Source organism: Arthrobacter sp. 01T428 (assembly GCF_056398685.1).
Genome location: NZ_JBFTPW010000001.1, coordinates 437,088 through 462,510, shown reverse-complemented (window position 1 = coordinate 462,510; position 25,423 = coordinate 437,088). Strand labels below are relative to the sequence as shown.

At 64.1% G+C, this 25,423-nt stretch carries 23 protein-coding genes; 9 read left to right on the top strand and 14 right to left on the bottom strand.

The features are described from left to right. Window position 1: 1 nt before the first annotated feature. The 3 genes from AC1DJB_RS02195 to mnmA all read right to left on the bottom strand — a co-directional run bounded on the left by AC1DJB_RS02195 (window position 2) and on the right by mnmA (window position 4,217). A complete protein-coding gene (locus AC1DJB_RS02195) occupies window positions 2-1,090 on the bottom strand; it encodes an ABC transporter permease (protein ID WP_284991546.1) in 1,089 nt (362 codons plus the stop codon). Window positions 1,091-1,205: 115 nt separating this feature from the next. Then, window positions 1,206-2,834 (bottom strand): ABC transporter substrate-binding protein, encoded by a 1,629-nt coding sequence (locus AC1DJB_RS02190; RefSeq protein WP_059387532.1) that lies wholly within the window; start codon window positions 2,832-2,834, stop codon window positions 1,206-1,208. 261 nt (window positions 2,835-3,095) lie between these two features. Continuing rightward, window positions 3,096-4,217, bottom strand: coding sequence for a tRNA 2-thiouridine(34) synthase MnmA (gene mnmA / locus AC1DJB_RS02185; protein ID WP_370872699.1), 1,122 nt, complete (start codon window positions 4,215-4,217; stop codon window positions 3,096-3,098). A gap of 238 nt (window positions 4,218-4,455) precedes the next feature. Here mnmA and AC1DJB_RS02180 point away from each other — a divergent pair, with 238 nt between their 5' ends. Then, a complete protein-coding gene (locus tag AC1DJB_RS02180) occupies window positions 4,456-5,694 on the top strand; it encodes an NAD(P)/FAD-dependent oxidoreductase (protein WP_441437156.1) in 1,239 nt (412 codons plus the stop codon). Here AC1DJB_RS02180 and AC1DJB_RS02175 read toward each other — a convergent pair. Next, window positions 5,673-6,938: a cysteine desulfurase family protein gene (locus AC1DJB_RS02175; RefSeq protein ID WP_306961073.1), complete on the bottom strand. Its 1,266-nt coding sequence runs from the start codon at window positions 6,936-6,938 to the stop codon at window positions 5,673-5,675. The genes AC1DJB_RS02180 and AC1DJB_RS02175 overlap by 22 nt on opposite strands. A 95-nt stretch (window positions 6,939-7,033) precedes the next feature. After that, window positions 7,034-7,699: a helix-turn-helix transcriptional regulator gene (locus AC1DJB_RS02170; RefSeq protein ID WP_441437157.1), complete on the bottom strand. Its 666-nt coding sequence runs from the start codon at window positions 7,697-7,699 to the stop codon at window positions 7,034-7,036. A gap of 90 nt (window positions 7,700-7,789) precedes the next feature. Here AC1DJB_RS02170 and AC1DJB_RS02165 point away from each other — a divergent pair, with 90 nt between their 5' ends. Then, window positions 7,790-8,221 carry a hypothetical protein gene (locus tag AC1DJB_RS02165; protein WP_059387530.1) on the top strand — a complete coding sequence of 144 codons (432 nt, stop codon included), beginning with the start codon at window positions 7,790-7,792 and terminating at the stop codon, window positions 8,219-8,221. On the opposite strand, the gene AC1DJB_RS02160 is transcribed toward AC1DJB_RS02165, so the two are convergent. Continuing rightward, window positions 8,218-9,096 carry a diacylglycerol/lipid kinase family protein gene (locus AC1DJB_RS02160; RefSeq protein WP_307053552.1) on the bottom strand — a complete coding sequence of 293 codons (879 nt, stop codon included), beginning with the start codon at window positions 9,094-9,096 and terminating at the stop codon, window positions 8,218-8,220. The two genes, AC1DJB_RS02165 and AC1DJB_RS02160, sit on opposite strands and share 4 nt — an antisense overlap. A 234-nt stretch (window positions 9,097-9,330) precedes the next feature. Between AC1DJB_RS02160 and AC1DJB_RS02155 the strand changes: the two genes are divergently transcribed. The 5 genes from AC1DJB_RS02155 (at window position 9,331) to AC1DJB_RS02135 (ending at window position 13,339) form a co-directional block, all read left to right on the top strand. Further along, window positions 9,331-10,284, top strand: coding sequence for a J domain-containing protein (locus AC1DJB_RS02155; RefSeq protein ID WP_284991540.1), 954 nt, complete (start codon window positions 9,331-9,333; stop codon window positions 10,282-10,284). Window positions 10,285-10,328: 44 nt separating this feature from the next. Continuing rightward, on the top strand, window positions 10,329-10,796 hold the full coding sequence (locus AC1DJB_RS02150) for a tRNA (cytidine(34)-2'-O)-methyltransferase (protein WP_059387528.1): 468 nt from the start codon (window positions 10,329-10,331) through the stop codon (window positions 10,794-10,796). Window positions 10,797-11,023: 227 nt separating this feature from the next. Further along, entirely contained in the window at window positions 11,024-11,620 is a 597-nt protein-coding gene (sigK, locus tag AC1DJB_RS02145; protein WP_059387527.1) for an ECF RNA polymerase sigma factor SigK, read from the top strand. 1 nt (window position 11,621) lies between these two features. Beyond that, entirely contained in the window at window positions 11,622-12,500 is an 879-nt protein-coding gene (locus tag AC1DJB_RS02140; protein ID WP_441437158.1) for an anti-sigma factor, read from the top strand. A gap of 77 nt (window positions 12,501-12,577) precedes the next feature. Next, the gene (locus tag AC1DJB_RS02135) at window positions 12,578-13,339 is read left to right on the top strand and encodes a MerR family transcriptional regulator (RefSeq protein ID WP_284991537.1); all 762 of its coding nucleotides are present in this window, start codon (window positions 12,578-12,580) and stop codon (window positions 13,337-13,339) included. Between the two features lie 90 nt (window positions 13,340-13,429). On the opposite strand, the gene AC1DJB_RS02130 is transcribed toward AC1DJB_RS02135, so the two are convergent. The 6 genes from AC1DJB_RS02130 to AC1DJB_RS02105 all read right to left on the bottom strand — a co-directional run bounded on the left by AC1DJB_RS02130 (window position 13,430) and on the right by AC1DJB_RS02105 (window position 19,903). Further along, window positions 13,430-14,803 carry a GntT/GntP/DsdX family permease gene (locus AC1DJB_RS02130; protein ID WP_059387525.1) on the bottom strand — a complete coding sequence of 458 codons (1,374 nt, stop codon included), beginning with the start codon at window positions 14,801-14,803 and terminating at the stop codon, window positions 13,430-13,432. Next, the gene (locus AC1DJB_RS02125; protein ID WP_059387524.1) at window positions 14,800-15,345 is read right to left on the bottom strand and encodes a gluconokinase; all 546 of its coding nucleotides are present in this window, start codon (window positions 15,343-15,345) and stop codon (window positions 14,800-14,802) included. Before AC1DJB_RS02125 ends, AC1DJB_RS02130 begins: the two co-directional genes overlap by 4 nt. A 74-nt stretch (window positions 15,346-15,419) precedes the next feature. Continuing rightward, window positions 15,420-16,199, bottom strand: coding sequence for a PIG-L deacetylase family protein (locus AC1DJB_RS02120; RefSeq protein ID WP_284991534.1), 780 nt, complete (start codon window positions 16,197-16,199; stop codon window positions 15,420-15,422). A gap of 5 nt (window positions 16,200-16,204) precedes the next feature. After that, complete coding sequence (locus AC1DJB_RS02115; RefSeq protein ID WP_284991532.1) at window positions 16,205-17,158, bottom strand: electron transfer flavoprotein subunit alpha/FixB family protein; 954 nt, start codon at window positions 17,156-17,158, stop codon at window positions 16,205-16,207. Window positions 17,159-17,172: 14 nt separating this feature from the next. Then, window positions 17,173-17,973: an electron transfer flavoprotein subunit beta/FixA family protein gene (locus tag AC1DJB_RS02110; RefSeq protein WP_284991530.1), complete on the bottom strand. Its 801-nt coding sequence runs from the start codon at window positions 17,971-17,973 to the stop codon at window positions 17,173-17,175. Between the two features lie 274 nt (window positions 17,974-18,247). Continuing rightward, entirely contained in the window at window positions 18,248-19,903 is a 1,656-nt protein-coding gene (locus tag AC1DJB_RS02105) for a S1C family serine protease (RefSeq protein ID WP_441432496.1), read from the bottom strand. 331 nt (window positions 19,904-20,234) lie between these two features. On the opposite strand from AC1DJB_RS02105, the gene AC1DJB_RS02100 reads away from it, so the two are divergent. Together AC1DJB_RS02100 and AC1DJB_RS02095 are read left to right on the top strand one after the other, a co-directional pair. Beyond that, a complete protein-coding gene (locus AC1DJB_RS02100; protein WP_476909853.1) occupies window positions 20,235-22,298 on the top strand; it encodes a TPM domain-containing protein in 2,064 nt (687 codons plus the stop codon). Window positions 22,299-22,399: 101 nt separating this feature from the next. Continuing rightward, window positions 22,400-23,188: a PspA/IM30 family protein gene (locus AC1DJB_RS02095; RefSeq protein WP_306961095.1), complete on the top strand. Its 789-nt coding sequence runs from the start codon at window positions 22,400-22,402 to the stop codon at window positions 23,186-23,188. Between the two features lie 59 nt (window positions 23,189-23,247). On the opposite strand, the gene AC1DJB_RS02090 is transcribed toward AC1DJB_RS02095, so the two are convergent. Both AC1DJB_RS02090 and AC1DJB_RS02085 read right to left on the bottom strand, forming a co-directional pair. Then, a complete protein-coding gene (locus AC1DJB_RS02090) occupies window positions 23,248-24,384 on the bottom strand; it encodes an acyl-CoA dehydrogenase family protein (protein WP_284983762.1) in 1,137 nt (378 codons plus the stop codon). A gap of 77 nt (window positions 24,385-24,461) precedes the next feature. Beyond that, complete coding sequence (locus AC1DJB_RS02085; protein ID WP_476909952.1) at window positions 24,462-25,394, bottom strand: cytochrome b/b6 domain-containing protein; 933 nt, start codon at window positions 25,392-25,394, stop codon at window positions 24,462-24,464. Window positions 25,395-25,423: the final 29 nt, after the last annotated feature.

The following is a 25,423-nucleotide window of genomic DNA, read 5'->3' as shown; positions in this document are numbered from 1 at the left end:
GTCAGTACCTCACTCGCGGGTCGATCAGCGCGGCGACGACGTCCACGACGAAGTTGGTAAATGCGACGATGACGGCCAGCAGCACCACGATGCCCTGGACCGCTACGAAGTCCCTCGCGTTCAGGTATTGGACCAGCTGGTAGCCAAGGCCCTTCCATTCGAAGGTGGTCTCGGTGAGTACGGCTCCGCCGAGCATCAGGGCGATCTGCAAGCCCATGACGGTGATGATGGGGATAAGCGCCGGCTTGTAGGCGTGCTTCGTCACGAGTCGGAACTCGCTGACGCCGCGGGAACGGCCGGCCTCGACGTAATCCTTGCCCAGGGTCCCGATGACGTTTGTCCGGACGAGTCGCAGGAAGACACCCGCGGTCAGGAGGCCCAACGCGATAGCGGGCAAAACGGCGTGGGACACGACGTCGCCGAGTGCCGTGAGATTGCCGCTGCGCACGGCGTCGAGCCAGTAAATGCCGGTGGGAGCGGCAAGTTGGCCCATGGTCAGCTCAGTGCGGGTGGATACGCGACCGGCCACTGGGAGCCATCCGAGCCAAACGGAGAACGTCAGCTTCAGCAGGAGTCCGGAGAAGAAGACCGGAGTGGCGTAGCAGAGGATGGCAAAGCAGCGAAGGAAAGCGTCAGACGCCTTGTCGCGCCGTTGCGCGGCGATCATGCCCAGCGGGATGCCGACCGCGAGCGCCACGATGAGGGCGTTGATCGAGAGCTCAAGGGTGGCTGCACCGAAGGTCGACAGCATTTCGACGACGGGCCGCCGGTCCGTGATGGTGGTGCCGAAGTTACCGGTGATCAACTGGCCCAGGTATTCGAAGTACTGGATGATGATCGGCCGGTCGTAACCGGCGTCGTGGATTCGCTGCGCCAGGACATCCGGGGGAAGCCGGCCGCCCTGGGCTGCGGTGATGGGGTCTCCGATGACCCGCATGAGGAAGAAAACCAGCGTCACGAGGATGAAGATCGTGGGAATGATCAGGAAGAACCTGACCACGATGTACCTGCCGAGACCCCCGCCCGCTGATTTACTCTTGGGAGCGACCGCGTCCGGTTCGACGTCGGGCACCTCTATAAGTGTTGTCATTGCTACCTAAAGTTCATTGCCCGCGGATCGCGCGGGGTTTTGCTCAAAATGTGAGGCAATCAGCAATAAGGGGAGGCAAAGCACCTGTTGGCACCCGCCTCCCCCTACCGGCTGCTTACTTTGAAATAGTTCCCAGTCGGAACTTGAAGGAAGCGTCAAGCGTCTTGTCGACGCCGTTCACGCCCTTCGCCGAGATGGCAACCTGGGCACCCTGGAGCAGCGGCAAAGTGGAAATGTCCTTTGCCAGAGCGTTCTGGGCGTCCTTGATGGTGGATTCGCGAGCCGACTTGTCCGTGGTGGTCAGCTGCTTGTTGATCAGGTCGGTCACGGCCTGGTCGTTGAAGTGGTTCTTCAGGAAGCCGCCGTTCGGGAAGAACGGGGTCAGGTAGTTGTCGGGGTCGCTGAAGTCGGGGAACCAACCGAACTGGAAGAGCGGGTACTCGTCGGCGCGGCTGGCCTTGCTGTAGGTCACCCATTCGGTGGACTGCAGGTTCACCTTGAAGAGGCCCGACTTCTCGAGCTGGTCCTTGATCATGGCGTACTCGTCGCCCGAGGACTTGCCGTAGTGGTCCGGGTTGTACTGGAGGTTCAGCGTGACGACGTCCTTGACCCCGGCATCGGAAAGAACCTTCTTGGCTTTGTCCAAGCTCGGCTTTCCGTTGTCGCCGTAGGCATCCTTGAACGACTCGTTGGCGCCCAGGAAACCGCTGGGGACGTTGGAGTACAGCGGCAGGTAGGTGCCCTTGTAGACCTGGTCGGCGATTGCCTGGCGGTCAACGAGGTTGGCGATCGCCTGGCGCACGGCAAGTGCCTTGGCCGGGTCGGCACCGGTTGCCTTGGCACCGAACGGCATGGTGTTGAAGTTGAACGTGATGTAGCGGATCTCGCCGCCGGGACCAACGTTGACCTTGACCTTGGAGTCCTTCTTGAGGTCGTCGACGTCGGTGGCGCTGAGGCTTCGGTTCGCAACGTCGATGTTGCCCTGCTGGATGTCCAGCTTCATGTTGGTCGGCTCGGCGTAGTACTTGATCGTTGCGGCGTCGTTGGCCGGCTTGCCCAGGACACCCTGGTAGTCAGGGTAGGCCTTGAGGCTGATGAGCTCGTTCTTCTTGTAGCTGTCGATCGTGTACTGGCCGTAGAACGCCTTGGCCTTGATGATGTCGTCATCCGAAAGGAGCTTGTCGGCCGGGAAGACCTGGTGGTCCACGATCGGCGCGGCCGGGCTGCTGAGGATCTGCGGGAACGTCTGGTCGTTGGCGAGCTTCAGCTTGAAAACGGCCGTGTTGGCGTCCGGGGTGGTGACGCTGTCCAGGTTTTCGAGCAGGCTTGCCGGACCAGCGGGGTCGTTGATCTTGAGCTGGCGGTCGAAGGAAAACTTGACGTCGGTGGAGTCCAGCGTGTGGCCATTGGCCCACTTGAGTCCGGGCTTCAGCTTGACGGTGTACTCGGTGGGCGACGTGAACGACGCCGACGCTGCCAGGTCCGGAACGGGGTCGGCGCTTCCTGGCTTCGAGTTGAGGAGGAAGGAATAGACCTGGTTCATCACCATGAAGGAACCGTTGTCGTACGAGCCTGCGGGATCGAGTGCGGTCACCTTATCGGTGGTGCCATAAGCGATCGGACCGCTGGCAGCTGAGGAAGCTGAACCGCCGCCGCCCGCCGGGCCCGTGCAGGCCGTCAAAGCGAATACGGAGATGCCCGCGAACGCGATAGCGCTTCGCAAGGCTTTTTTGTTCAATGCCATCAGTGAACTTTCTGTTCGATGGATACGGCAAACCGCCGTCGGTAATTTCTTAGGAGCGCATACTCCTGACTCCACGATTCAATCAGAAGCTTTTCTGGTGAAACGTTTGATTTTGTGAGTTGAGACACAAAATTTACTTTTCTTTTGGCGCATACTCGGCTAGGGGAAAGCGGCAGGCCGCACTGGACGCTGATGAAACAGGCCCGTTAGCGCTAACAGTCTTGCGAGCGCGGATTCACCCGCTGCGGCGAGTGGCCGGGCTTAGAGTTCCGCGCGCTGAAGCGACCGGGCGACGTCGATAGTTGCCTGGCCGAGGACACGGGTGCCTTGGTAGAGCACGATGGTCTGACCGGGGGCCACTCCGCGGAGGGGATCGACGAGGGTCACCACGAGGCCCTCGCGCTCGATGCCGGCGTCGTCGACATGCCGCTCGACCGAGGCCTTCGCGGGAACCGGATCGCCGTGGGCGCGCACCTGCGCATAGCAATCGAACTCGGCGCCGGTAGCCACCTCGGCGATGGGCAGGCCCGCCCAGGACACCTTGATCCCGCGGATCTCGTCGATGGCCAACAGGGCTTCGGGCCCGACAACCACCTTGTTTTCCTTGGGCCGGATTTCCAGCACGAAGCGCGGCTTGCCGTCAGCGGCGGGGGTACCCAGCTTGAGGCCGCGGCGCTGGCCTACGGTGAAGGCGTTGGCTCCGGGGTGCTCCCCTACCTTGGTTCCGGCCTCGTCCACGATGTCGCCGGTGGTCATCTCGATCTTCTCGGCGAGCCAGCCGGCCGTATCGCCGTCCGGGATGAAGCAGATGTCGTGGCTGTCCGGCTTGTTCGCCACGGACAGGCCGCGGCGTTCGGCCTCTGCGCGGACCTCGGCCTTGGAGGGAGTCTCCGCCAGCGGGAACATGGAGTGCTTGAGCTGTTCGTGGGTGAGGACCCCCAGCACGTAGCTTTGGTCCTTGGCCCAGTCTGCGGCGCGGTGGAGTTCGGGGTTGCCGTCCGCGTCCTGGATGACCTTGGCGTAGTGGCCGGTGCAGACCGCGTCGAAGCCCAGGGCGATGGCCTTCTCCAGCAGGGCGGCGAACTTGATCCGCTCGTTGCAGCGCATGCAGGGATTGGGAGTGCGGCCGGCCGCGTATTCATCGATGAAGTCCTGGACTACGTCTTCCTTGAAGCGCTCCGAGAAGTCCCAGACATAGTAGGGAATCCCCAGCACGTCGCAGGCACGCCAGGCGTCGCGGGAGTCTTCGATGGTGCAGCACCCGCGGCTGCCCGTGCGCAACGTTCCGGGCATGCGGGACAGCGCCAAGTGGACGCCGACGACGTCGTGCCCGGCCTCGACGGCGCGGGCGGCGGCAACAGCGGAGTCGACTCCGCCGCTCATGGCTGCAAGAACTCGCATGCTGGCTTTCTGTTGATGGTGGGGAAAAGAATTGCGGCTGAAGTGAGTAAGCGCGCCCAACTATTCTAGCGCCCGCGGGAATCCGCCCCAAAAATGCCTTGACCAGCATCCCGGACGATTCTAAAGTCAAAACTAACAGTTTTAGATCGCGGCTGCGCGCGCGTTGACGCACACGCAGACCGCGCATGCGAACCGCCAACGTCCCGCGAATCGAGTCACCATGGACACCGAACACATCCTGATTGCAGGCGGCGGACTGGCCGGCGCCACGGCTGCCAAGACACTGCGCTCCGAAGGATTCCAGGGCCGGATCACCGTGGTCTGCGCCGAGAATGAACAGCCCTACTTGCGCCCTCCACTCTCGAAGGAGTTCCTCCTGGGCAAGGCCGGCGAGGATACCGTCCCGGTGCTGGCGGCCGGCTGGTACGGGGAGAACGACGTCGAACTCCTCCTTGGCGAGGCGGTCGCGGCTGCCGATCCTGCCGCCCACACGGTGCATCTGCGATCAGGATCCGAGCTTCCGTTCAGCAAGCTCCTGATCGCCACGGGGGCGCAGCCGCGCCGGATTCCGCTCCCCGGTTCGGATCTTGCCGGTGTCATGACGTTCCGCACCTTCAATGATTCCCGCAGGCTCAAGGAAGAACTGTCCGGAGGAGGCCGGAATGTGGTGATGATCGGCTCGGGTTGGATCGGCATGGAGCTTGCCGCGGCCGCGAGCAGCTACGGAAACGCCGTGACCTTGCTGGGACTGGAAGACGTCCCGCTCGGCGTCGCCATCGGACCCGAACTGGGAGGCTTCTTCCGCAGCCTGCACGAAAAGCACGGCGTGCAGTTCCGGCTCCCCGCGAGCGCCGCGGAAATCACCGCCGTCGGGGGCAAGGCGAGCGCCGTTGTCACGAACTCCGGCGAGGTCCTCCCTGCCGACCTCGTGGTGATGGCCGTCGGGGTCGTTCCGGATACGGCCCTGGCCGAAGCAGCCGGCTTGGAGATCCGCAACGGAATCGTGGTGGATGCTTCGCTCCGGACCAGCAGTCCGGACGTGTTCGCAGCCGGAGACGTTGCCAATGCATTGCATCCCTTCACGGGCGAGCACCACCGCAGCGAGCACTGGTCCAACGCCCTCAACGGCGGCAAGGTCGCCGCCAAAGCGATGCTGGGACAGGACGCGATGCTGGACGTGGTCCCGTATTTCTATACGGACCAGTTCGACGTCTCGATGGAGTACTGGGGATATCCCACGCTCGCGGCAGGTTCCGTGCCCGTCATCCGCGGCGTGTTGGAGGAAAACACCTTCCTCGCGTTCTGGCTACGGGATGGCGCCGTCGTGGCGGGCATGAGCGTCAACCAGCAACGGGTACAAAAGCCCGTCAAGGCACTCATTTCGGGGCGCATCCCGGTGGATGTGGACCGCCTGGCTGATCCTGCCGTTCCGCTGGATCAGTTGTTGCCGGCGAGCTGATTGCCGGCCTGACCGGCGGAGCCGCTACCGTGGCCGCGGGCCGCTGTGCCTGCGGTCTGGATGCTGGACTCGTGGCCGGCCATTCCGGCGAGCTTTGCCCGGGCATACGCGTCAGGCAGGGCCTTGAGCAGGGCGTCGACGTCGGCGTCGTTCGAAGAGTGCCCTAGGCTGAACCGCTGTGCCCCGCGGGCGGTGTCCTCGTCCAACCCCATGGCAAGCAGGACGTGCGAGGGCCTGGGGACTCCTGCCGTGCAGGCGGATCCGGTGGATGATTCGATGCCCGCGAGGTCCAGGAGGAACAGCAGGGAATCGCCTTCACAGCCGGGGAACGTGAAGTGGGCGTTGCCGGGCAGCCGGGCGTCGCCGGGCGCGCCGCGCAGCACTGCTTCGGGAATCGCGGCCCGGACCCCGTCGATGATCCGGTCCCGCAAGGCGCTGATCCGCTCGCGCTCTGCCACGAGGTTTTGGGCCGCCCACTCCGCTGCGGCGGCGAATGCCGCGATCGACGCCGTGTCCAACGTTCCCGAGCGGACGTCGCGCTCCTGCCCTCCCCCGTGCTGGACAGGGGTGACCTTGGTGGACCGCCCCAGGAACAGGGCACCCACGCCCACGGGGCCGCCGATTTTGTGGCTTGAGACCGACATCGCGGCGAGCCCGGATTCGCGGAAGCCCAGCGGAATCGAGCCGAAAGCCTGGACTGCGTCCGAGTGCACGGGGATGCCGTGGGCGGCAGCGATTTCCGCGATCTCCTTGACAGGCTGGATGCTGCCCACCTCGTTATTCGCCCACATGACGGTGACCAGGGCTACCGATCCCGGATCACGCTCGATCTCCGCCCGTACAGCGTCCAGCCGCACGACGCCCTGGGAATCGACAGGAAGCCACACTGCTTCGGCCCCTTCGTGCCGTTCCAGCCATTCGACGGTGTCCTGCACCGCGTGATGCTCGACGGCGGAGCAAAGGATCCGCTTGCGGCGGCCGTCTTCGTCGTGGCGGGACCAATACATCCCCTTGACGGCGAGATTGTCTGCCTCGGTGCCGCCGGACGTGAAGATGAGCTCGGAAGGATGCGCCCCGGCCGCAGCCGCAATAGCTTCCCGCGCCTCTTCGACGGATCGCCGGGCACGCCGTCCGGAAGCGTGCAACGATGAGGGGTTGCCGGTCCGTGCCAGCTCGCGGGTCATGGCGGTGAGGGCGACGGCGGCAAGGGGCGTGGTGGCGGCATGGTCCAGGTAAACAGGCACTACCCAAGTCTATCGAGACAGGCGGATCCGGGCTTCGGCGGCGGAAGACGCCTTTACGGGCCGCTTCTCCGATCGGGACTAGTCCGCCGGACTGATCAGGATGCCGGACGGATTTTGGCGCAGCAATGGCCTTCGCGGTTGTCGTCGGCGATCCGCTCCTCGGCAATTCCGCAGACGGCCGCCGCTCCGCTGAGGAAGGCGCCGTTCATGGCGCAGACGACGCCCGTGTGGCTTTCGGCCAGCCGGTGGAACGGGCAATTGACCAGGGAGTACCCGCCGTCGTCGTCAGGTTCCGGCCTGTAACCGTAGCTTGCCAGGACATCTTCGAAATGCGGCTCCGCACTGCCGGCCTCGCGGCCGCGGGCGTAGGCGGTTTCGAGGAGCACTTCGCGGGGGGAACCACCCTTCGCCATCAGGTTCTGGATGGCAGAAGCCATCACTTCACCGGCGAGGTCATAGTGGCGCTCCGGAACCGAGGCGCCGATCTCTTCAAGGACAGGTGAATACAGCTTCGCCGGGCGCCCGGAACCCGGACCGACCTTGCCGCCGAGCTTGCGGAACTCAACACTCAGGAGTCCGTCGCGGACCAGCCGGTCCAGATGGAAGGAGGCCGTGCTGCGGGGAAGCCCGAGGGCCATCGCGGCGTCGTCCCGGCTGACGGCGTCGCGTGCCCCGCAGACGTGCTCGTACAGGCGGCGGCGGTTGCCGTCGTCGAGGGATGCCAAAGCGGAGAGTCGACGCAGCCAGGGAAGTCCGGTCATGCATCAAGCTTAACTCTAAAATCAACACTCATTGCTTAATTCCTTTGGACTTTCTAAAATCAAAGTATCCAGTTTTAGAAAGAAGGCATCATGAACACTGCATCATCCCCGGCCCAGGCGAAAACCGGATCGCTCATGTCCATGGATCCCCAGCGGCAGGCATTCCTGCTCCTCCGGACCGTGTTCACCGTGGCGCCGATCATTTTCGGCCTGGACAAGTTCACCAACCTGCTCACCCACTGGACGATCTACCTGGCGCCCGTGGCCACCTCCGTCATTCCGGTCCCGGCCCAGACCTTCATGTACATCGTGGGAGTCGTGGAGATTGTGGCCGGCATTGCGGTGGCGGTCCGGCCACGCTTTGGCTCGCTCCTGGTGGCGGTCTGGCTTCTGGGCATCATCGTGAACCTGCTGGTGCTGGGCAACTTCTTCGACGTCGCCCTCCGCGACTTCGGCCTGCTTGTGGGCGCACTCGCGCTCAACCGCCTGGCCGTCGCCTCGCAAGCTGACGGCCAGGCTTAGGCCAATACCCGCAGGGCGCCCGGAACCACGTCGATGTCCAAGGGAAGATGGCCGATCCGCTCACCATCGGCGTAGGCCACCACATTCTCGGCGGCAAGCCGCACTGAACGCACCCGGCGGATTTCCACCGCCGGGTGCGAGGTATGCCGGCCGGAGAAGACCTTGGGGAAGACAGCGAGGAGGGCCAGCCGGGATAACGGCTTGACGATAAACAGATCCAGCAACCCGTCGTCGGGCGCGGCATCCGGAACGATCCGCATGCCGCCGCCGATCGATGGGGCGTTGGCCACCGAAATCAGCATGGCGCCTTCCTTCGTTTCCGCGCCGTCGGCAGTCACGGTGTAGTTGATGGCCCGGAACGATCCAAGCTCCCGGAGCATCGCCAGGGTGTAGCGGAGTGCACCGCGGGGCCACCTCCAGGAGTTTGCCCGTTCATTGACGGCAGCGTCGAATCCCGCCGATACAGCTCCCGCAAACCACATGGTTCGTCCGCCGATGGTGATGCGGCCAGCGTCGAGCACCCGGCCGCCGTCGGCGAGCGCCGAAATCACGCGGGCACAGGAGCCCTCGACATCCTGCAGAGGCAGCCCAAGCATCCGGGCTACGTCGTTTCCCGTACCCACGGGAACAATCCCGAGCGGCAACCCGGTCCCGCTCAGTGAGTTGACGCCCAGATGGACCATGCCGTCGCCGCCCACCACCACCAAGGCTTCGGCGCCTGTGCGAAGCGCTCCGTCCACCGCTTCCCGCAGGGCGTCCATGCTGTCGCGCCGAAGTACGACGACGTCGAGACCCGCCTCGCGGAGGCAGCGGGCGGCTTCGTCCCCGGCAAGGGCGTGCCGTCCAAACGCTGCGGTTGGATTGACCGCCAGCACGATCCTTCGGAGAGATCCGTTCAGCCCGTGGGGGCCGGTACTTGGCAGGTGAATGGGATGATCGGGGCCGGCCGGGGAGTTCACAGCATGAATCATGCCACCGGCACGGGCCTGATCCGGGGAACTAAAGCCCGGGCCGCCGTCGTTCTCATGGTGGGCTGGCTAGACTTGCCAAGATCGCCGCTCCGCACCGGGACGGCGGGAAACTTCAGAATCCCAGAGAAAGGCCCGTGGTTGGCTCAGGGCAGCAGTTCCCACTATCAGATCCTCCGGGTTCCCGTCACCGCGACGGACAAGGAGATCAAAGTGGCCTACAGGAAGGCCGCGAGGAACGCCCATCCGGACCATGGCGGGGATCCTGAGGTCTTTCGGCAGGTCACGCTCGCGTACGAGACCCTGATCGACCCCAAACGACGCGCAGAGTACGACCGGCGGTACGCCAGCGGCACTTCCGGCAGGGCGAACCCTTTCCCGGCGCAAAGGCCGGATTACGCCGGGACCGGCGCTCCAGGGCCGGAAACCCGCACCGGCGTCCACAGGCCGAACACCCCGCGCAACACGGCCGGCGACGCCCCCGTCTATGTCCCGCCCTTCGATGATCCCCACGAGGTGCCCCTGCTCTCCAAGGGCGAGGCCGCCTTGCAGATCCACGGGATTCCCCGGAAGCGTGGAATCTTCGGGGCCGAAGCCCGCATTCAGCGCGAAATGCGGACAGTCCAGCTCATCAGCCGCCAGATCCTGCCTGCCATCCCGTCGGCCCGGCTCGTCAACGGGCTCCGCTCCCCCTCGGACGACAGCCACATCGACCACGCCCTCCTCGCCGGCTACCGCCTGGCGCTCATCGGTTCCATGCTGCTGCCCAAGGGCGCCTATGCCTGGGACGGGGTGGCGCTCAAGCACGGCGGACGTTCGGTGCCACCGCCCCAGCTCGAGCTGATCGTTCGCCACATGCAGGAGATCTTCCCCGAACTGAATGTAACGGGTTGGGTAGTCGTCCACAGCCCGGACGGCAACCCCCACGAGCCGGTCATCGACCACTACCGGCGCCAGGACGGGGACTTCGGTTCGGTGCAAATCGTCAACGCCTCCGGTTTGGCCCGCGGCCTCAAGCAGTTCCTGAGTTCGGGCCCCGTGCCCAACACCGTGGTTGTCCCGGTTCTTGCCCGGTTGCTCCGGGGCATGCACTGAGCCCGCAGGAGCCACCCCGTATTTTCGCTGGCTAGGATTGATACGTGTTCCGCATCCTCTTCCACACCCCTGAAATCCCGGGCAACACGGGAAACGCCATCCGGCTCGCCGCCATCACCGGCGCAGAGCTCCACCTCGTGGAGCCGTTGGGCTTCGACTTCTCCGACGCGAAGCTGCGCCGAGCAGGACTCGACTACCACGACCTGGCGGTGGTCACGGTGCACAAGGACATCGAGGCCGCATGGGCGGCTTTGCAGCCCGAGCGCGTCTTCGCGTTCACGTCCGACGGCGAATCCTCCTATACGGACATCGCCTACGAAGAGGGCGATGTCCTGATGTTCGGACCCGAGTCCGTCGGGCTTCCGGACTGGCTGAAGCAGGACCCGCACGTCACGGCCCGCGTCCGGCTCCCCATGCTGCCGTCCCTGCGCTCGCTGAACCTTGCCAACGCTGCCTCTATCGCGGTGTATGAAGCCTGGCGCCAACACGGTTTTGCGGGCGCGAAGCTCTAGCGGGCCTGCTCGTCCGCCCGGACATCCACTAGGTCACCTCCGCGGGTCACCCATCCAAAGCTCCCCCTGCGCCGAATACCCTATGCAGGCCAACAGCCTGGGCAGGCAGCTGGCCTGCGAAGCAGGGCCGGTGGGCGACGGCCGCGGAAGGGGCACAGGTGACTACTCTCAAGACCCGCAGTGCTTCTGGTACTGCCAGGGTCACGAGCAACCTATGCTGGACGGTGATGGATACACCGAATGTGGGAGGCCCCGAGGCCCCCGGCCTGATTGCCGGCTCGAATGCGCAGCTTGCGGAGTTGCTGGGGTTGATGGCCGACGGCGACCGGGTCGCCTTCAGCGAGTTCTACCGCCTCACTGCGCGGCGGGTCTTCGGCATGGCCAAGCGAGTGCTGGTGGATGCCGGCCTGAGCGAAGATACCACCCAGGAAGTGTTCATCCAGGTCTGGCAGAACGCGGCCAAGTTCGATCCCGAGGCCGGCAGCCCGCTCGCGTGGCTCATGACCATCACCCACCGGCGCGCTATCGACCGCGTCCGCTCGGCCCAGTCCGCCACGGACCGGGAAGCGAAATACGGCGCCGCGAGCCAACTCCTTGACCACGATTCAGTGGAAGAAGAAGCCAGCAGCCGGCTTGAAGCCGAGGCCGTCACCCGTTGCCTCGGCACCCTGACGGAAACGCAATTGGAATCCGTACGGCTCGCCTACTATGGCGGGCTCACCTACCGGGAGGTCGCCGAACAACTCGGTGCGGCGATTCCGACCATCAAGTCCCGCATCCGCGATGGACTTCTCCGACTCAAGACTTGCCTGGGGGTGAGCTGACATGACCGAACACGATGACAACAAACGGAACTTCGGGAAGGAAGGCCTCCGCAGGATGTTTGCCACCGATATAGCCACTGACCTCGCCGAAGGCCGCGCCTTGGAGCTTGCCGAGATCTATGCCCTCGACGCCTTGAGCGACGCCGAGCGTGCTGAAATCGACAACTACATTGCCACGGCGCCTGAACGCTCGGCATTCCTCGAACGGGTCCGGCAGTCACGCGAAGCCCTCACCGCTTCCTTCGCCGACGAGGCCGAACCGCGGCCCGGGCTCTTGCAGGACATCCTGCGGCAGCTCCCGGAACAACCACGAACTGCACAAACCGGCACAGCGTCCGCGCCGTCGTCGGTTCCCGAAGTGTCGACTGGAACCGCAACGCACTTTGCCCCCGACGTCGTGGACCTCGCCGCCGAACGGAACCGACGGGATCGCCGACGCTTCGGAGGCGTCCGTGGTTGGGTGGCAGCCGCTGCGGCTGCCGCGGTGATTGCGCTTGGCGGCGTGGGCGTCGGCGTCTACGTAGCCGGTCAGAACGATCCTGTGAACCAAGTGCTGCAGGCCGGCGATGTCCGTCAAGCCACCGTCGACGTCAACGGTGGCGGTACCGCCACCGTGTCCATCTCCAGCTCGAAGAACGCCGTGGTAGTCCGCATGAACGGCGTTCCCGCTCCCCCGGCCGGCAAGGTCTATCAGATGTGGCTCATTCCCAAGGACGGCTCCGACCCTGTATCCCAGGGCCTTATGGATGCCCAGGCATTGAGCCATCCGGCGGTTGTCTCCGGCATTTCCAGCGCGGCGTCCATCGGCATCACGGTTGAACCCGTGGGTGGCTCCAAGAAACCGACCCTCCCCACGGTCGCTGCAGCACCTCTCACCTAGAGCGAGAGGCCCTGCCCGCCGTTGGCTCTTGCGGCAGGGCTTGACCTTGACGTTACGTCAACTTCTACGCTGGATACATGAAGCAGGACAAGGCAGGTACCTGGACCATTTCCGAGCTGGCCAAGGCCAGCAAGGTCTCCTCGCGGACTTTGCGCCACTATGGCCACCTCGGGCTGTTGGAGCCTGCCCACACAGGATCCAACGGCTACCGGTATTACGGTCAGCCTGAGCTGCTGCGACTGCAGCGGATCCTTCTGCTTCGTGAACTTGGCCTTGGGCTCGAGACCATCGGCGAAGTTCTGGATGGCCAGGCCGACCCTGTGGAGGCACTTGCCGTGCACAGGGATTGGCTGCTGGCCGAGCGCGACCGACTGGACCGGATGTCCCGGACGGTCGACGCCACTATCGCAGCACTACGTCAAGGAGAAACCATGACCGCGGAGAACATCTTCAAGGATTTCGACAACAACCCCTACGAGGCCGAGGCTCGCGAGCGCTGGGGCGATCCTGCCGTCGACGAGAGCAACGCCCGGCACTCGGCGATGACCACAGCCCAAAAGCAGGCGTTCATGGAAGAGTACGCGGCGCTGAACCAGGATCTTGCCCACTGCTTCGACGCCGCCCTTCCGGCGGACCACCCGGACGTCCAGGCCGCCGTCGGCCGGCATTACAAGTGGATCTGCGCGAGTTGGACGCCAAACGCCGAATCCTACGTAGGCCTGGGACAGATGTACGTGGACGACCCCCGGTTCACTGCAAATTACGACAAGGTCCGGGTAGGCCTGGCGCCCTACCTGCTCGAAGGCATCAAGGTCTACGCAGCGCAAAAGCTCAGTTAAGGCACTCTTGCCGAAAAGCGCGACGGCGGCCCGTCCCCATTGGAAACACAGGGGACGGGCCGCCGTCGTACCGGCTGCTAAGCAGCCCCGCTAAATGATCAGCGAGAGCACCATGATGAAGCCGAAGCCGACCACCGAGATGAGTGTCTCCATCACCGACCAGGTCTTGAACGTCTGCCCGACCGTCAGGCCGAAGAGTTCCTTCACGAGCCAGAACCCGGCGTCGTTGACGTGGGACAGGAAGAGCGAACCGGCACCGATGGCCAAGGCAAGGAGTGCCGCGTGGGTCGGGCTCAGGCTGCTTGCCAACGGAGCCACGATGCCCGCAGCCGTGACAGTGGCAACTGTCGCCGAGCCCGTGGCCAGGCGAAGCGCCACGGCCACCAGGAACCCCAGGACCAGCACGGACATGTTGGCGCCTTCGGCCCATTTCTTGACTGCGTCACCGACTCCGGCACCGATGAGGGTCTGCTTGAAACCGCCGCCCGCGCCCACGATCAGAAGGATCGCGGCGATCGGTCCGAGGCTGCTGCTGAGCTTGGAGGTGATCTTGCTACCGGTGAAACCGACCGCGTAGCCGAAGGTCACCATGGCGGCGAGCACGGCCAGGGTCATCGCAACGAGGGGCTGGCCAATGAAGTCCAGGACGGTGCGGATCATGGGTGCCGTCTTGGGATCGGCCCAGACGATGTCCGCGACGGCCTTCAACAGCATGAGCACCACCGGGAAAATGATGGTCAGCAGGGTGACCAGGAAGCTGGGCTGACGCTTCACTTCGCTGAGGTCGACGGCGTGCTTGGTGTCGACGCCGCCGGCCACCGCAGGAGCATCAACTGGAACCCAGCGCGCGGCCAAGCGGGAAAACAGCGGTCCACAAATGATCACGGTGGGAACGGCCACCAGGAGCCCAAGAGCCAGGGTGGTGCCCAGTTCAGCCTTCACCGCGCTGATGGCGATGAGTGGGCCCGGGTGCGGCGGGACCAGTCCGTGCAACACGGACAAACCCGCGAGGGCCGGAATGGCAATGCGCATGAGCTTCATCTGCGAGCGCTGGGTGACCAGGACGATCACCGGAAGCAGCAGGACGAGGCCGATCTCAAAGAACATCGGGAGGCCGATGATGACCGCAACCAAAGTGATCATCCAGACCACCTTGTTGCCGCTGGCTTTCTCCAACAAGGTGTCCACCACGCGGTTTGCGCCGCCGGAGTCCGCCAGGAGCTTGCCGAGCATGGCGCCGAGGGCAATCAGGAGGCCGACCTCTTTAAGGACGCCGCCCACGCCGTCTTCGAAGTTGCTGACCACTTTGTCGAGGCCGACTCCCGATGCCAGGCCGACGAAGGCCGAACCTAGCACGAGGGACAAGAACGGATGGACCTTGAATTTCGCGATCAGCAGGACGATCAGCGCGATGCCGATAGCCGCGACCACCAGGAGTTGGGTATCGTGCCCGGTCCAGTTCACGCTGCATCTCCGGTTGTGTGTGCCGGCTGTGCCTCAAGGCCGAGCCGTTCGATGATTTCGTCTGCCTCTTCGGCAGGAGAAGCGGAGACGCACAGCGAGATGTGGTTCTCGTCCTCGGTGGGCGCTTCCAGCGCATCGAATTGGGATTCCAGCAGCGAAGCAGGCATGAAGTGCCCGTGGCGCGAAGCCAGCCTGTCGGAAATCTTGTCCTTGCTCCCCTGGAGGAAGACGAACACAACGCCCTCGCCGCGCAAGACGTCCCGGTAGCGCTTCTTCAAGGCCGAGCACGTGATGATGCCCGGCTTTCCAGCTGCCGTACGCTCCTTGATCCAATCGGCAATGATGTCCAGCCACGGCCAACGGTCCTCATCACTGAGTGCGTGCCCCGCCTGCATCTTTGCCACGTTCGCTTCCGGGTGCAGGTCGTCGCCTTCGGCGAGGTCCCAGCCCAGGCGTCCGGCCAATACGCCGGCCACTGTCGATTTACCGGAACCGGAGACGCCCATGATCACCAATACCGGTTGTTGTGCAGTCTTCGCCATCAAAGTCTGCCTCTCTCAATTAAATATGATTTAAACGAGACTAAGCATATGACACAGGTTACACATCAGCAATTTCAGAAACCGGCGATGGTTTGGGACCCGTTGACTTCCACCACATGGAACGCTTCGGCGCTGCGCCCGCCGGGCATTCCGGCGCGCGAGGCATTGTGCCGGAGCATGCCCCGCACGGCCCGTTCCATGCCTTCCAGATCGGGGTGCTGGCTCGCGTGGATCCGGATGGCAGCCAGTTTCGCGTCCACGTGGTCGGTGACGTCCACGAAATAGTTCTCACGGGTTTCGGGACCGGCGAAGAGCCACAGCCATGGCAATTTGAAGGCCTCGAGGCCCGCTTCGGCCAGTTCCGGGTACGCGAAGGGATTCTCAAGCGCGGGGTACACGGCCCGCGTCACGATCTCCCCCACTGCGAGGTGGTCGGGGTGGCTCTTCTGGATCCGGTCCCAATTGCGTTCCGGGTGCATGGCAAGAACGATGTCCGGGCGGATCTCGCGGATGAGTTTCACCACTTGCTTGATGACCCCATGCGTCGGTTCCAGGTAACCATCGCGCTCATGGAGGTAGTGCACGTCCGTCACGCCGACGAGGGCAGCGGCCTGTCGCTGCTCCTCTGCGCGCATGGAGATGATCTCTTCGCGGTGTGCAGGATCAAAACCTCCGGCATCGCCGTCTGTCATGACGCAATAGCTGACCTCGACGCCGGCAGCGGTCCAGGCAGCGATGGTTCCGGCCGCGCCAAAGTCGACGTCGTCCGGGTGGGCGGTAAAACAAAGCACCCGCTCAACGCGCTCTGTGGAGGCGTTGAACGGGCTCTTTGCTGACGTAGCGTCAGAAGACAAAGGGATCAGCCTTTCCGCTTTTTGATCTCTTCGGTGGCCTGTGGAACAACCTTGAAGAGGTCACCGATGATGCCGAAGTCCGCGATCTCGAAGATCGGCGACTCAGCATCCTTATTGATCGCGACGATGACCTTGGAGGTCTGCATCCCGGCCTTTTGCTGGATCGCCCCGGAGATGCCCGCCGAGATGTAGAGCTGCGGAGACACCGTCTTGCCCGTCTGGCCAACCTGGTAGTCATGGCCGATCCAGCCCGCATCCGTGGCGGCACGGGAAGCCCCGAGCGCGCCGCCCAGTGCGTCGGCCAGTTCTTCCAACGGACCGAAGTCGCCGTCGACGCCGCGTCCACCGGCAACCACGATCCGGGCTTCGGTGAGCTCGGGACGGCCGCTGGCAGGCTTTTCCGCACGCCCGGTGACCCGTGCGGCATTCGCGGTGGCATCAGCCGGGACGTCGATGGTGACAGCCTCGGGCGTGCCTGACGCGGCCGGGGCCTCGACGTCGACGCTGTTCGGCTTGACGGTGAGCACGGCGACGGCGGTGCGCGCCTTGGCCGTGGTGGTGTACGAGCCGGCGAGGACCGATTTGTGGGCCGTGCCGTCGGCGTCGACCCCCACAACATCGGTGATGACGCCGGCGTTGAGCTTCACGCCAAGACGGGCTGCGATTTCCTTGCCGTCGGCGGTGTTCTCCAGCAGGACGGTCCCGGCTCCGGAGGCCTCTACGGCCGCGGCCAGATAGGCGGCTTTCGGCCCAACCAGGTAGTCGTCCAGGTCCGTTGCGGATGGGCGGTAAAGAACCGAGGCTCCGTGCGCACCCAAGGCGGCTGCGACGTCGTCGTGCAGTTCGCCGTTGACGGCGACCACAGCTTCCCCGAGCGAACGCGCGATCGTCAGGAGTTCCAGGCTGCTCTTCTTGAGCGCTGTGCCCGGGTTGTCAATGAATACAAGTGCTTTTGCCATGTGTCGGAATCCTCTTAGAGCAGCTTCTGGGCGGCCAGGAACTCAACCAGCTTGATGCCGGCGTCGCCTTCGTCGGTGATGATGGTGCCGGCAGTGCGCGGCGGCCGCGCCTCCGCGGTCTCGACGGCGGTCAGGGAACCCGCGGCGCCCACCTGCGCGGCATCGACGCCGATATCGGCCAGGGTGAGTGCCGTGATCTTCTTCTTCTTGGCTGCAAGGATGCCTTTGAAGTTGGGGTATCGCGGTTCGTTGATCTGGTCCGTCACGGAGACCAGCGCGGGCAAGGTTGCCTCCACGGTGTCCGCGTGGGCGTCACCGTCACGGCGCGCTACGATGCGTTCGCCGTTGACCTCCAGGGACGAAGCAAAAGTGACTTGCGGGAGTCCGAGCCGCTCGGCGAGCTGTGCCGGAACCAAGGACGTTTCGCCGTCGGTCGACGCCATGCCCGTCAGGACGAGGTCAACGGGCGAGTCTGCACCGAGATACCGGATCGCCGCGGCAAGGGCCAGCGAAGTGGCTGCGGCATCGGAGCCGGCCAAGGCGTCGTCGCTCAAATGCGCTCCCGAGGAGGCACCGATCTGCAGGGACTTCTTGACCGCGTTCACGGCACCGGCGGGACCCATGCTCAAGGCGATGACCTCGTTGCCGGCCTTGGCACCGCCGCGGGCTTCGCTGAGCTGCAGCGCGGCTTCGAGTGCATACTCGTCCAGTTCGGACAGGATGCTCTCGTCGCGGTCCGTGGTGTTGCCTGGGCCGGTGAGGTGTCGGTCGAACTGCGCGTCCGGGACGTGCTTGACCAGAACAACAATCTTCAATGTATCTCCCACTGTGTTCGAGGCAGCCTTCCATACTCGGGGATGGCCAGCAACTAGGCGCATGGCCAATAGTGCCCGGCATACGGGCTCGTCCTAGCTAAGCATATTGCGGGACAAGTCGGACAACGGCGCCGCGTTAACTCCTGTTTCGTGGATCGCCACCGCCACGGCGGCAAGAGCACACGACGACGGCGGGCCGCACCGGTGGTGCCGCCCGCCGTCGTCGACGTGCTAGTCAGTTCGCGTGCTGGAATCCGCTGCTACGGCGTAGCTGTTACGGAGCAGCGTCCAAGGTCACGTCGAGCTCCTGCGACTGGCCGCTACGCTGGACGGTCACCTTGACCGTTGCGCCTGCCGGCTGCTCCCGGACAGCCGCAGTGAGCTGCTCCGGGTCGGTGATGTCTATACCGGCGAACTTGGTCACGACGTCGCCCACCTTGAGCCCGGCCTTCTCAGCTGCGGAGCCCTTGGTCACGGCCGCGACCTGCGCGCCGATCGAGAACCCGGAGCTGCTGCCTGTTGCCGACTTAGGCTGAACGCTGACGCCGAACTGCCCGTGGGTTGCCTTGCCGTTCTTGATGAGTTCCTGCGCAATACGCTTCGCGTTGTTGATCGGGATGCTGAAGCCAACACCAATGTTGCCGCTGGACGAAGACGAAGAACTGCTGCTGCCGGCAGAAGCGATTGCCACGTTGACGCCGATGATCTCGCCCTTGGTGTTGACGAGCGCTCCACCGGAGTTACCCGGGTTGATCGGCGCGTCGGTCTGGATCACGTTGAGCGAAACGGTGCCCTGGCCCGCACTGCTCTGGCTCTGGCCACCGCCTGGAGGGGCGAATTGGAATCCGCCCTGGCCGCCGTTTTGCGAATTGTCCGAGCCGCCGTTGGGAACAGCCGAGGACGCCACGCTGATGGTGCGGTTGAGCGTGGACACGATGCCGTCGGTGACCGTGCCGGGCAGGCCAAGCGGAGCGCCGATGGCGATGGCGTTGTCTCCGACGTTGATCTTGCTGGAATCACCCAGGGTGGCCGGCACGAGGCCGGAAGCGTTGTCCACCTTGATGATGGCGAGATCCGACAGCGGGTCCGTACCCACTACCGTCGCCTTCAGCACGCGTCCGTCGCTCAACCGCACTTCAATGGCGGCGTTCGCGCTGGCACCGTCAAGGGTCACCACGTGGGTGTTCGTCAGGATGTGGCCTTGGTCGTCGAGGATGATGCCCGAACCGGTGCCGCCCTGGCTCCCGCTTGAAGCCATGATGGTCACGACGCTCGGAGTAGCCTTGGCCGCGGCTGCTGTGATGGCGTTGACGTTGTCCGTGTTGTTGACAATCACGGTTCCCGCCTGGCCGCTGCCGGCCGCCACCGGGGTCCGGCTGTTCAACAACTGATCGCTGGCGGCCACCACGCCTCCACCCACGAGACCGGCTGCCAGGATGCAGGCCACCAAGGTCCCGACGCCGAAGACCGGCTTGCGCTTCGGACTAGCCGCCGGACCTCCCGGGTGGGCGGGGAACTGCTGAGTGGGATAGTGCTGCGCAGGGTTCGGTCCGCCATAGAAAGGCTGGTGCTGCGGGTAGGCGTGCTGCTGTCCCGCGCTGTGCTGGGAAGCTCCGTGTTGGGGCGCTCCGTTCTGGGGAGCGCTGTGCTGAGCGTGGATCTGCTCGGTGGCGTTTTCGGCCGGGCCTTGGGCCCATGGTGCCGGGGCTACCGGGGTCTGTGCTGTATGCTCCGGCTGCGCTGTGTAATCGGGCTGCGCCGGGTAATCGGGCTTCGCAGTGAAATCCTGACCCGGCTGGTATGCCGGCAGCGGGGCCGTAGGCTGGGAATTGGCTTGCTTGTCCGCTTCCGCCTTGCCGGTGCTCTCAGGACCATGGTTCTCGGGGCCATTGTTCTCAGGCTCGGCGCCCTGTGCTGGGTTCTCCGTCATGGGACTTCCTTTCTTCCTCGTCCCCTTAACTATCGTCGCTCTTGCTGGATCAAGAGTCGACGTTCGCTGGGAGCTTGCTGAACGCCGTCATCGGATTGGCCCTATGCCGCCGAATGCCGCCGACTAGCCCCTCAACGTTGGAGAAGGAAGGATTTCTCCCCGTTTCGCTGGCGGCATATTTACCGCTGTGGACGCTCCAAAAGGTGCACCATAGTATCAAGTGGAATTGCCACAGCGACCTGCCGCTTGACAACCATGCGTGGGGGCGCTGATGCATTCTGTTTCGATTGCTCCGGCCCGGACCAGTCGCAGACGTGCTGAAGGGTTGCACATGCGGTCAATGTTGAAACGTGTACTCGCCGTCATCGGCCTGGCCGGATTGCTGGTCCTCCCGGCCACCGCAGCCTGGGCCGAGGGTCCGGTGACCATCCCCTCCGGCCAGAACATCGTGGACAACGCGAATGTCCTGGGCAACCGCAAGGGCGAGGTCCAGGATGCCATCCAGAAGCTCCTGAAGGACCACAAATACAACTTGTACGTGGTCACGGTGAATTCCTTCGACAACCCCTCATCGCCCGCAGACTGGGCCACGGCAGTGGCCACCAAGAAGAGTATGGGCAAGGCTGACGTCATTCTGGCCATCTCCACGGCCGGTCAGTATTATTTCGCACCCAACTCTGCAAGCGCGATCTATTCCAAGAGGTCAACCATTTCGTCCAATGCCATCGCGGCCAACCTGGGCGCAGGCAAGCGCGACTTTGCCCAGGCAGCCATCGACACTGCGGCCGCCGTCGGCGACGCCGCCAGCGGGGGCAGCGGCACGGTTCCTAGCGGCAACTCGGGTGCAGTCGTTTTGATCGGTGCCGGCGTTGTCGCGGCCGGCGGTGTGGGCACGTACTTGTACTTCCGTAACCGCCGCAAGAAGGGCCAGGCATCCGCAACGAGCTACGGCCCGCAGGGCGAACAGCTCGATCCCCTCGCCTCCTTGAGCATCCCGGACTTGCGGCGCAAAGCCGGGTCCCTGCTTATCGAAGCGGACGACACCATCAAATCCAGCGAGCAGGAACTCGGCTTCGCCCAAGCGCAATACGGCGATGCCGCCGTCGGGAACTTCACCAAGGCCTTGCTGGAAGCAAAGAACCATATGACCGAGTCCTTCAAGCTCCAGCAACAGCTCGATGACCACATCCCGGACACCGAAGAGCAGCAGCGCAGTTGGCTTGGCGAAATCATCCGGCGCTCGGACGCGGCCCTCGAGTCGCTGCGGGAGCAGAAGGCCGATTTCGACTCCCTGCGCGAGCTTGAGAAGAACGCGCCGCAGGCTTTGGCCACTGTTGCCGCCGGGGCGAACGAAGCCGAGGCAAAGATCAGCAGCGCGGAGCAATCGCTCAACGGACTGCGCGAGAAGTACGCAGACAGCGCACTTGGCCACGTGAGCGACAACATCACCCAGGCCAAGGACCGGCTTGCCTTCGTTCACAACGCAACAACGACGGCGCAGGAAAAGCTCGCCGCAGGTGAGAGCAGCCTCGCCGCTGTGGCCGTCCGCGCCGCGGAAGAGGGCCTGCACCAGACCAACGTCCTGATCGACGCGATCTCCAAGGTGGCGGGCAACCTCGACGAAGCCCGGAATTCGCTGGAGGGCGCCGTGGTGGAGACCAGCCAGGACCTGGCCCAGGCCAAAGCGATGATCCAGTCCGGCGAACACCCGGAGCTGGCCGGTCCGGTGGCGGGCGTCGAAGCCGCACTGGCGCAGGTCAAGGCCGAAATCCAGGGCGGAAAGATCGATCCCATTGCCACCCTGGACCGGGTGGAGAAGGCACACCAAGCCTTGGACCAGTCCCTCTCGGGAATCCGTGACCAGCAGGAACAGGCAAGGCGCGCGCAAGCCGCGCTCCAGCAGACCATCATGGCTGCCCAGTCCCAGATCAGCGCTACCTCGGACTACATCGCGGCGCGACGCGGCGGCGTTGGCCCCGAGGCCCGTACTCGTTTGGCCGAAGCCCAACGGAATCTCGACTACGCCCTGTCCATTTCCCGCAATGACCCCGTCACCGCACTGACGTACGCCCAGCAGGCCCAGTCGCTCGCTGCACAAGCCGCGCAACTGGCCCAGTCCGACGTCGATCAGTTCGGCGGCTTCGCCAACCAAGGCTACGGCCGCGGCGGCATGTTCGGTGGTGGAGGCAGTGGTGGCGGCCTCGGCGGAGCGATCCTCGGCGGCATCCTCATCAACTCCATCCTCCACGGCGGAGGGGGCGGCTGGGGCGGTGGAAACAACGACGGCGGAGGCGGAGGCTTCTTCGGTGGCGACGGCGGTGGGGGCGGAGGCTTCTTCGGCGGCGACGGTGGAGGTGGAGGCGACTTCGGCGGCGGCGACTCCGGTAGTTTCTAACTCCCAAAGACTAGGTGGGGGCCTGTTCCCCACGTAGAGCGGTACAAAAAACTGATCACTGGATTCAGTGGGCACCACTGAGCAGGACGAAAGGCAACACCATGGTTAAGCAGTCCATTTTCGGGCGGATCGCGCAGCTCGCCAAGGCGAACATCAATGCCTTGCTCGACCAGGCTGAGGACCCGCAGAAGATGCTGGACCAGATGGTCCGCGACTACTCGAACAACATCGCCGAAGCCGAGTCCGCCGTCGCGCAGACCATCGGGAACCTCCGCATGCTGCAGGCCGACTACAACGAGGACGTCAAAAACGCCCAGGACTGGGGCAACAAGGCCCTCGCAGCCTCCCGCAAGGCGGACGAGTACCGTGCGTCCGGCAACGCGGCCGACGCCGTCAAGTTCGACAACCTTGCCAAGGTGGCCATCCAGCGCCAGATGTCGGCCGAAAACGAGGCCAAGGCCGCCGAGCCGAACATCGCGTCCCAGTCGGAGGTCGTGGACAAGCTCAAGAGCGGCCTCGACCAGATGAAGGGCAAGCTCAACGAACTCACCAGCAAGCGCAATGAGCTGGTTGCCCGCTCCAAGACGGTTGCTGCCCAAACCCAGGTGCACGACGCCCTCAAGAGCATCGACATCATGGACCCCACCAGCGAGGTAGGCCGCTTCGAAGAGAAGATCCGCCGCGAAGAGGCGAAGGTCCTCGGCCAGCAGGAACTGGCAGCCTCCAGCCTGGACGCCCAGTTCAACCAGCTTGAGGACCTCGGAGAGCAGACTGAGATCGAGGCCCGCCTGGCGGCCCTGAAGTCGGGCGGTTCGAAGGCCGCTATCGGCGCCGGCGCCACCGCTCCGGCAGACGATACCGTGGACGAAGCCGACTTCGACAAGCTCTAGTTCAGCCAAGCGAATGGCCGGGCCTCCAATGAGGCCCGGCCATTCGCTTTCTGAGTGCTTTATGCCCCTACGGCGAGCCGTCCAACGATGAGCCTCATGATTTCGTTGCTGCCTTCCAGGATCTGGTGGACGCGCAGGTCCCTGGCAATCTTCTCGAGGCCGTATTCCGACAAGTAGCCGTAGCCGCCGTGCAGCTGGATGGCTTTGTTCGCCACGTTGAAACCGGCGTCCGTGGCGACGCGCTTCGCCATGGCGCACAACCTCACGGTGTCCGGGGCGCCACGGTCCAAAGCGTCCGCGGCCCGGAGGATCAGGGTCCTGGCAGTTTCCAGTTCCGTATCCATGTCGGCAATATCAAACAGCAGGGACTGCTGGTTGATGAGCGGGCCGCCAAAAGCCGAGCGTGACTTGAGATAGGCGATGGACTTCTCCAGTGCCGCCTGGCCACCTCCCAGCGAACAAGCGCCCATGTTGACCCGGCCCCCGTTGAGGCCCTTCATCGCGATGCCGAATCCGCTGCCTTCTTCGCCAAGCCGGTTCGCCACGGGGACGCGTACGTCCTCGAAGATGACCTGCCGGGTGGGTTGGGCATTCCATCCCATCTTCTTTTCATTCGGGCCGAAGGACAGCCCAGGCGCGTCCGCGGGCACAACGATTGCGGTGATGCCCTGACTGCCCGTGTCCGCGGTCCGCGCCATGACCACATAGACGCTGGAAACTCCGGCACCCGAAATGAACTGCTTGGTGCCGTTAAGAACGTAACTATCGCCGTCGAGCACTGCTTTGGTGCTCAGCGCGGCGGCATCCGAGCCGGCTCCCGGCTCCGTAAGGCAATAGCTGCCCAGCGCTTCCATGGACGCGAGCTGCGGCACCCACTGGGCCCGCTGCTCATCGTTGCCGAAAGCGTCGATCATCCACACCACCATGTTGTGGATCGAGATGTAGGCCGCGATGGTGGGGTCTGCCTTGGACAGCTCCTCGAAGATCAGCGCCGCATCCGTGCGGGAAAGGCCCGAGCCGCCGAATTCTTCCCGGACGTAGATGCCTCCCATGCCGAGGGTGCCCGCTTCACGCAGGACATCCACAGGGAAATGCTTGGTCTCGTCCCATTCTGCGGCGTGCGGCGCAATGGCCGTCGTGGCGAAATCGCGCACCATCTCCACCACCGCTTGCTGGTCCTCCGTGAGCTCAAACATTGGCACTCCTTTGCAGTTCTTCCCAGTTCTCCGGGTTGTCCGGTTTTACTGGCCTTTTTCTAGCTATCCGCTGGGGTTTACTTGCTGACTTTGCCCATCAGGGAAGCGACAGGGCGAAGGAACAGCGGCCTCGCGAGGAACCACGCGCCCACAATCACCAGGAGGGACACGGCGAAAATGCCGAAACCAACCCAGTTGATATCGTCGCTGCCGCCATACATGTGGTTCAGGTTGCGCAGCGCCCCGGTAGCGAGGACCAGGGTGACGTGCACGATCGTGAAGAGCACGAAGTACACCATCACAGGGAAATGCACCGCCCGGGCGAGTTCGATGGGATAGACCTTGTTCACCGTGCCGGCCTTCTTGGGCCAGGCAGAGGAGGTGCGCAAACCGGTGATGATGGCGAGCGGGGCGGCGATGAAGACCGTGACGAAGTACGTCAGCAACTGCAGGGCGTTGTAGTTCACCCAACCGTCCTCAGTGGGCCAGTTCAACGATGCGTACTGGAGGGCGGCGGAAATGGCGTTCGGGAAGACATCCCAGCTGGTGGGAATGATCCGCATCCATTGCCCGGTGGAAAAGATCACGATGATGAAGACAATGCCGTTCAACACCCACAGGGCGTCGAGGGTCAGGTGGAACCACAGGTCCAGGCTGATCTTGGTTGGCGCATTCTTGGTCCGGATGAATCCCTTGTTGTTGCGGGTCCATTGGGCCGGCGGCCGCTTAGCCGTGCGGACCTGCCAACCGGAACGAACGATGAGCACCATGAAGAAGACGTTCAGGAAGTGCTGCCAACCGAGCCACGCCGGGAAACCTACGGGAGCGTTCGCCGGGAGGCTGGATGCGCCTGGAAAGTCGTGCAAGAACGACTGCACACCCGACAGGCCCGTCAACCATTTGGCAAACAAGACGATGAGCAAAAGTACGAGCAGCACGCCTGGAACCACCCAGAGCGGTTGGGACCATTTACTCTTGGCTGCTGTCGACTTTTTGGCGGGGGTGGACATCTTCTCAGACACCTCTCGGAAGAACTTTG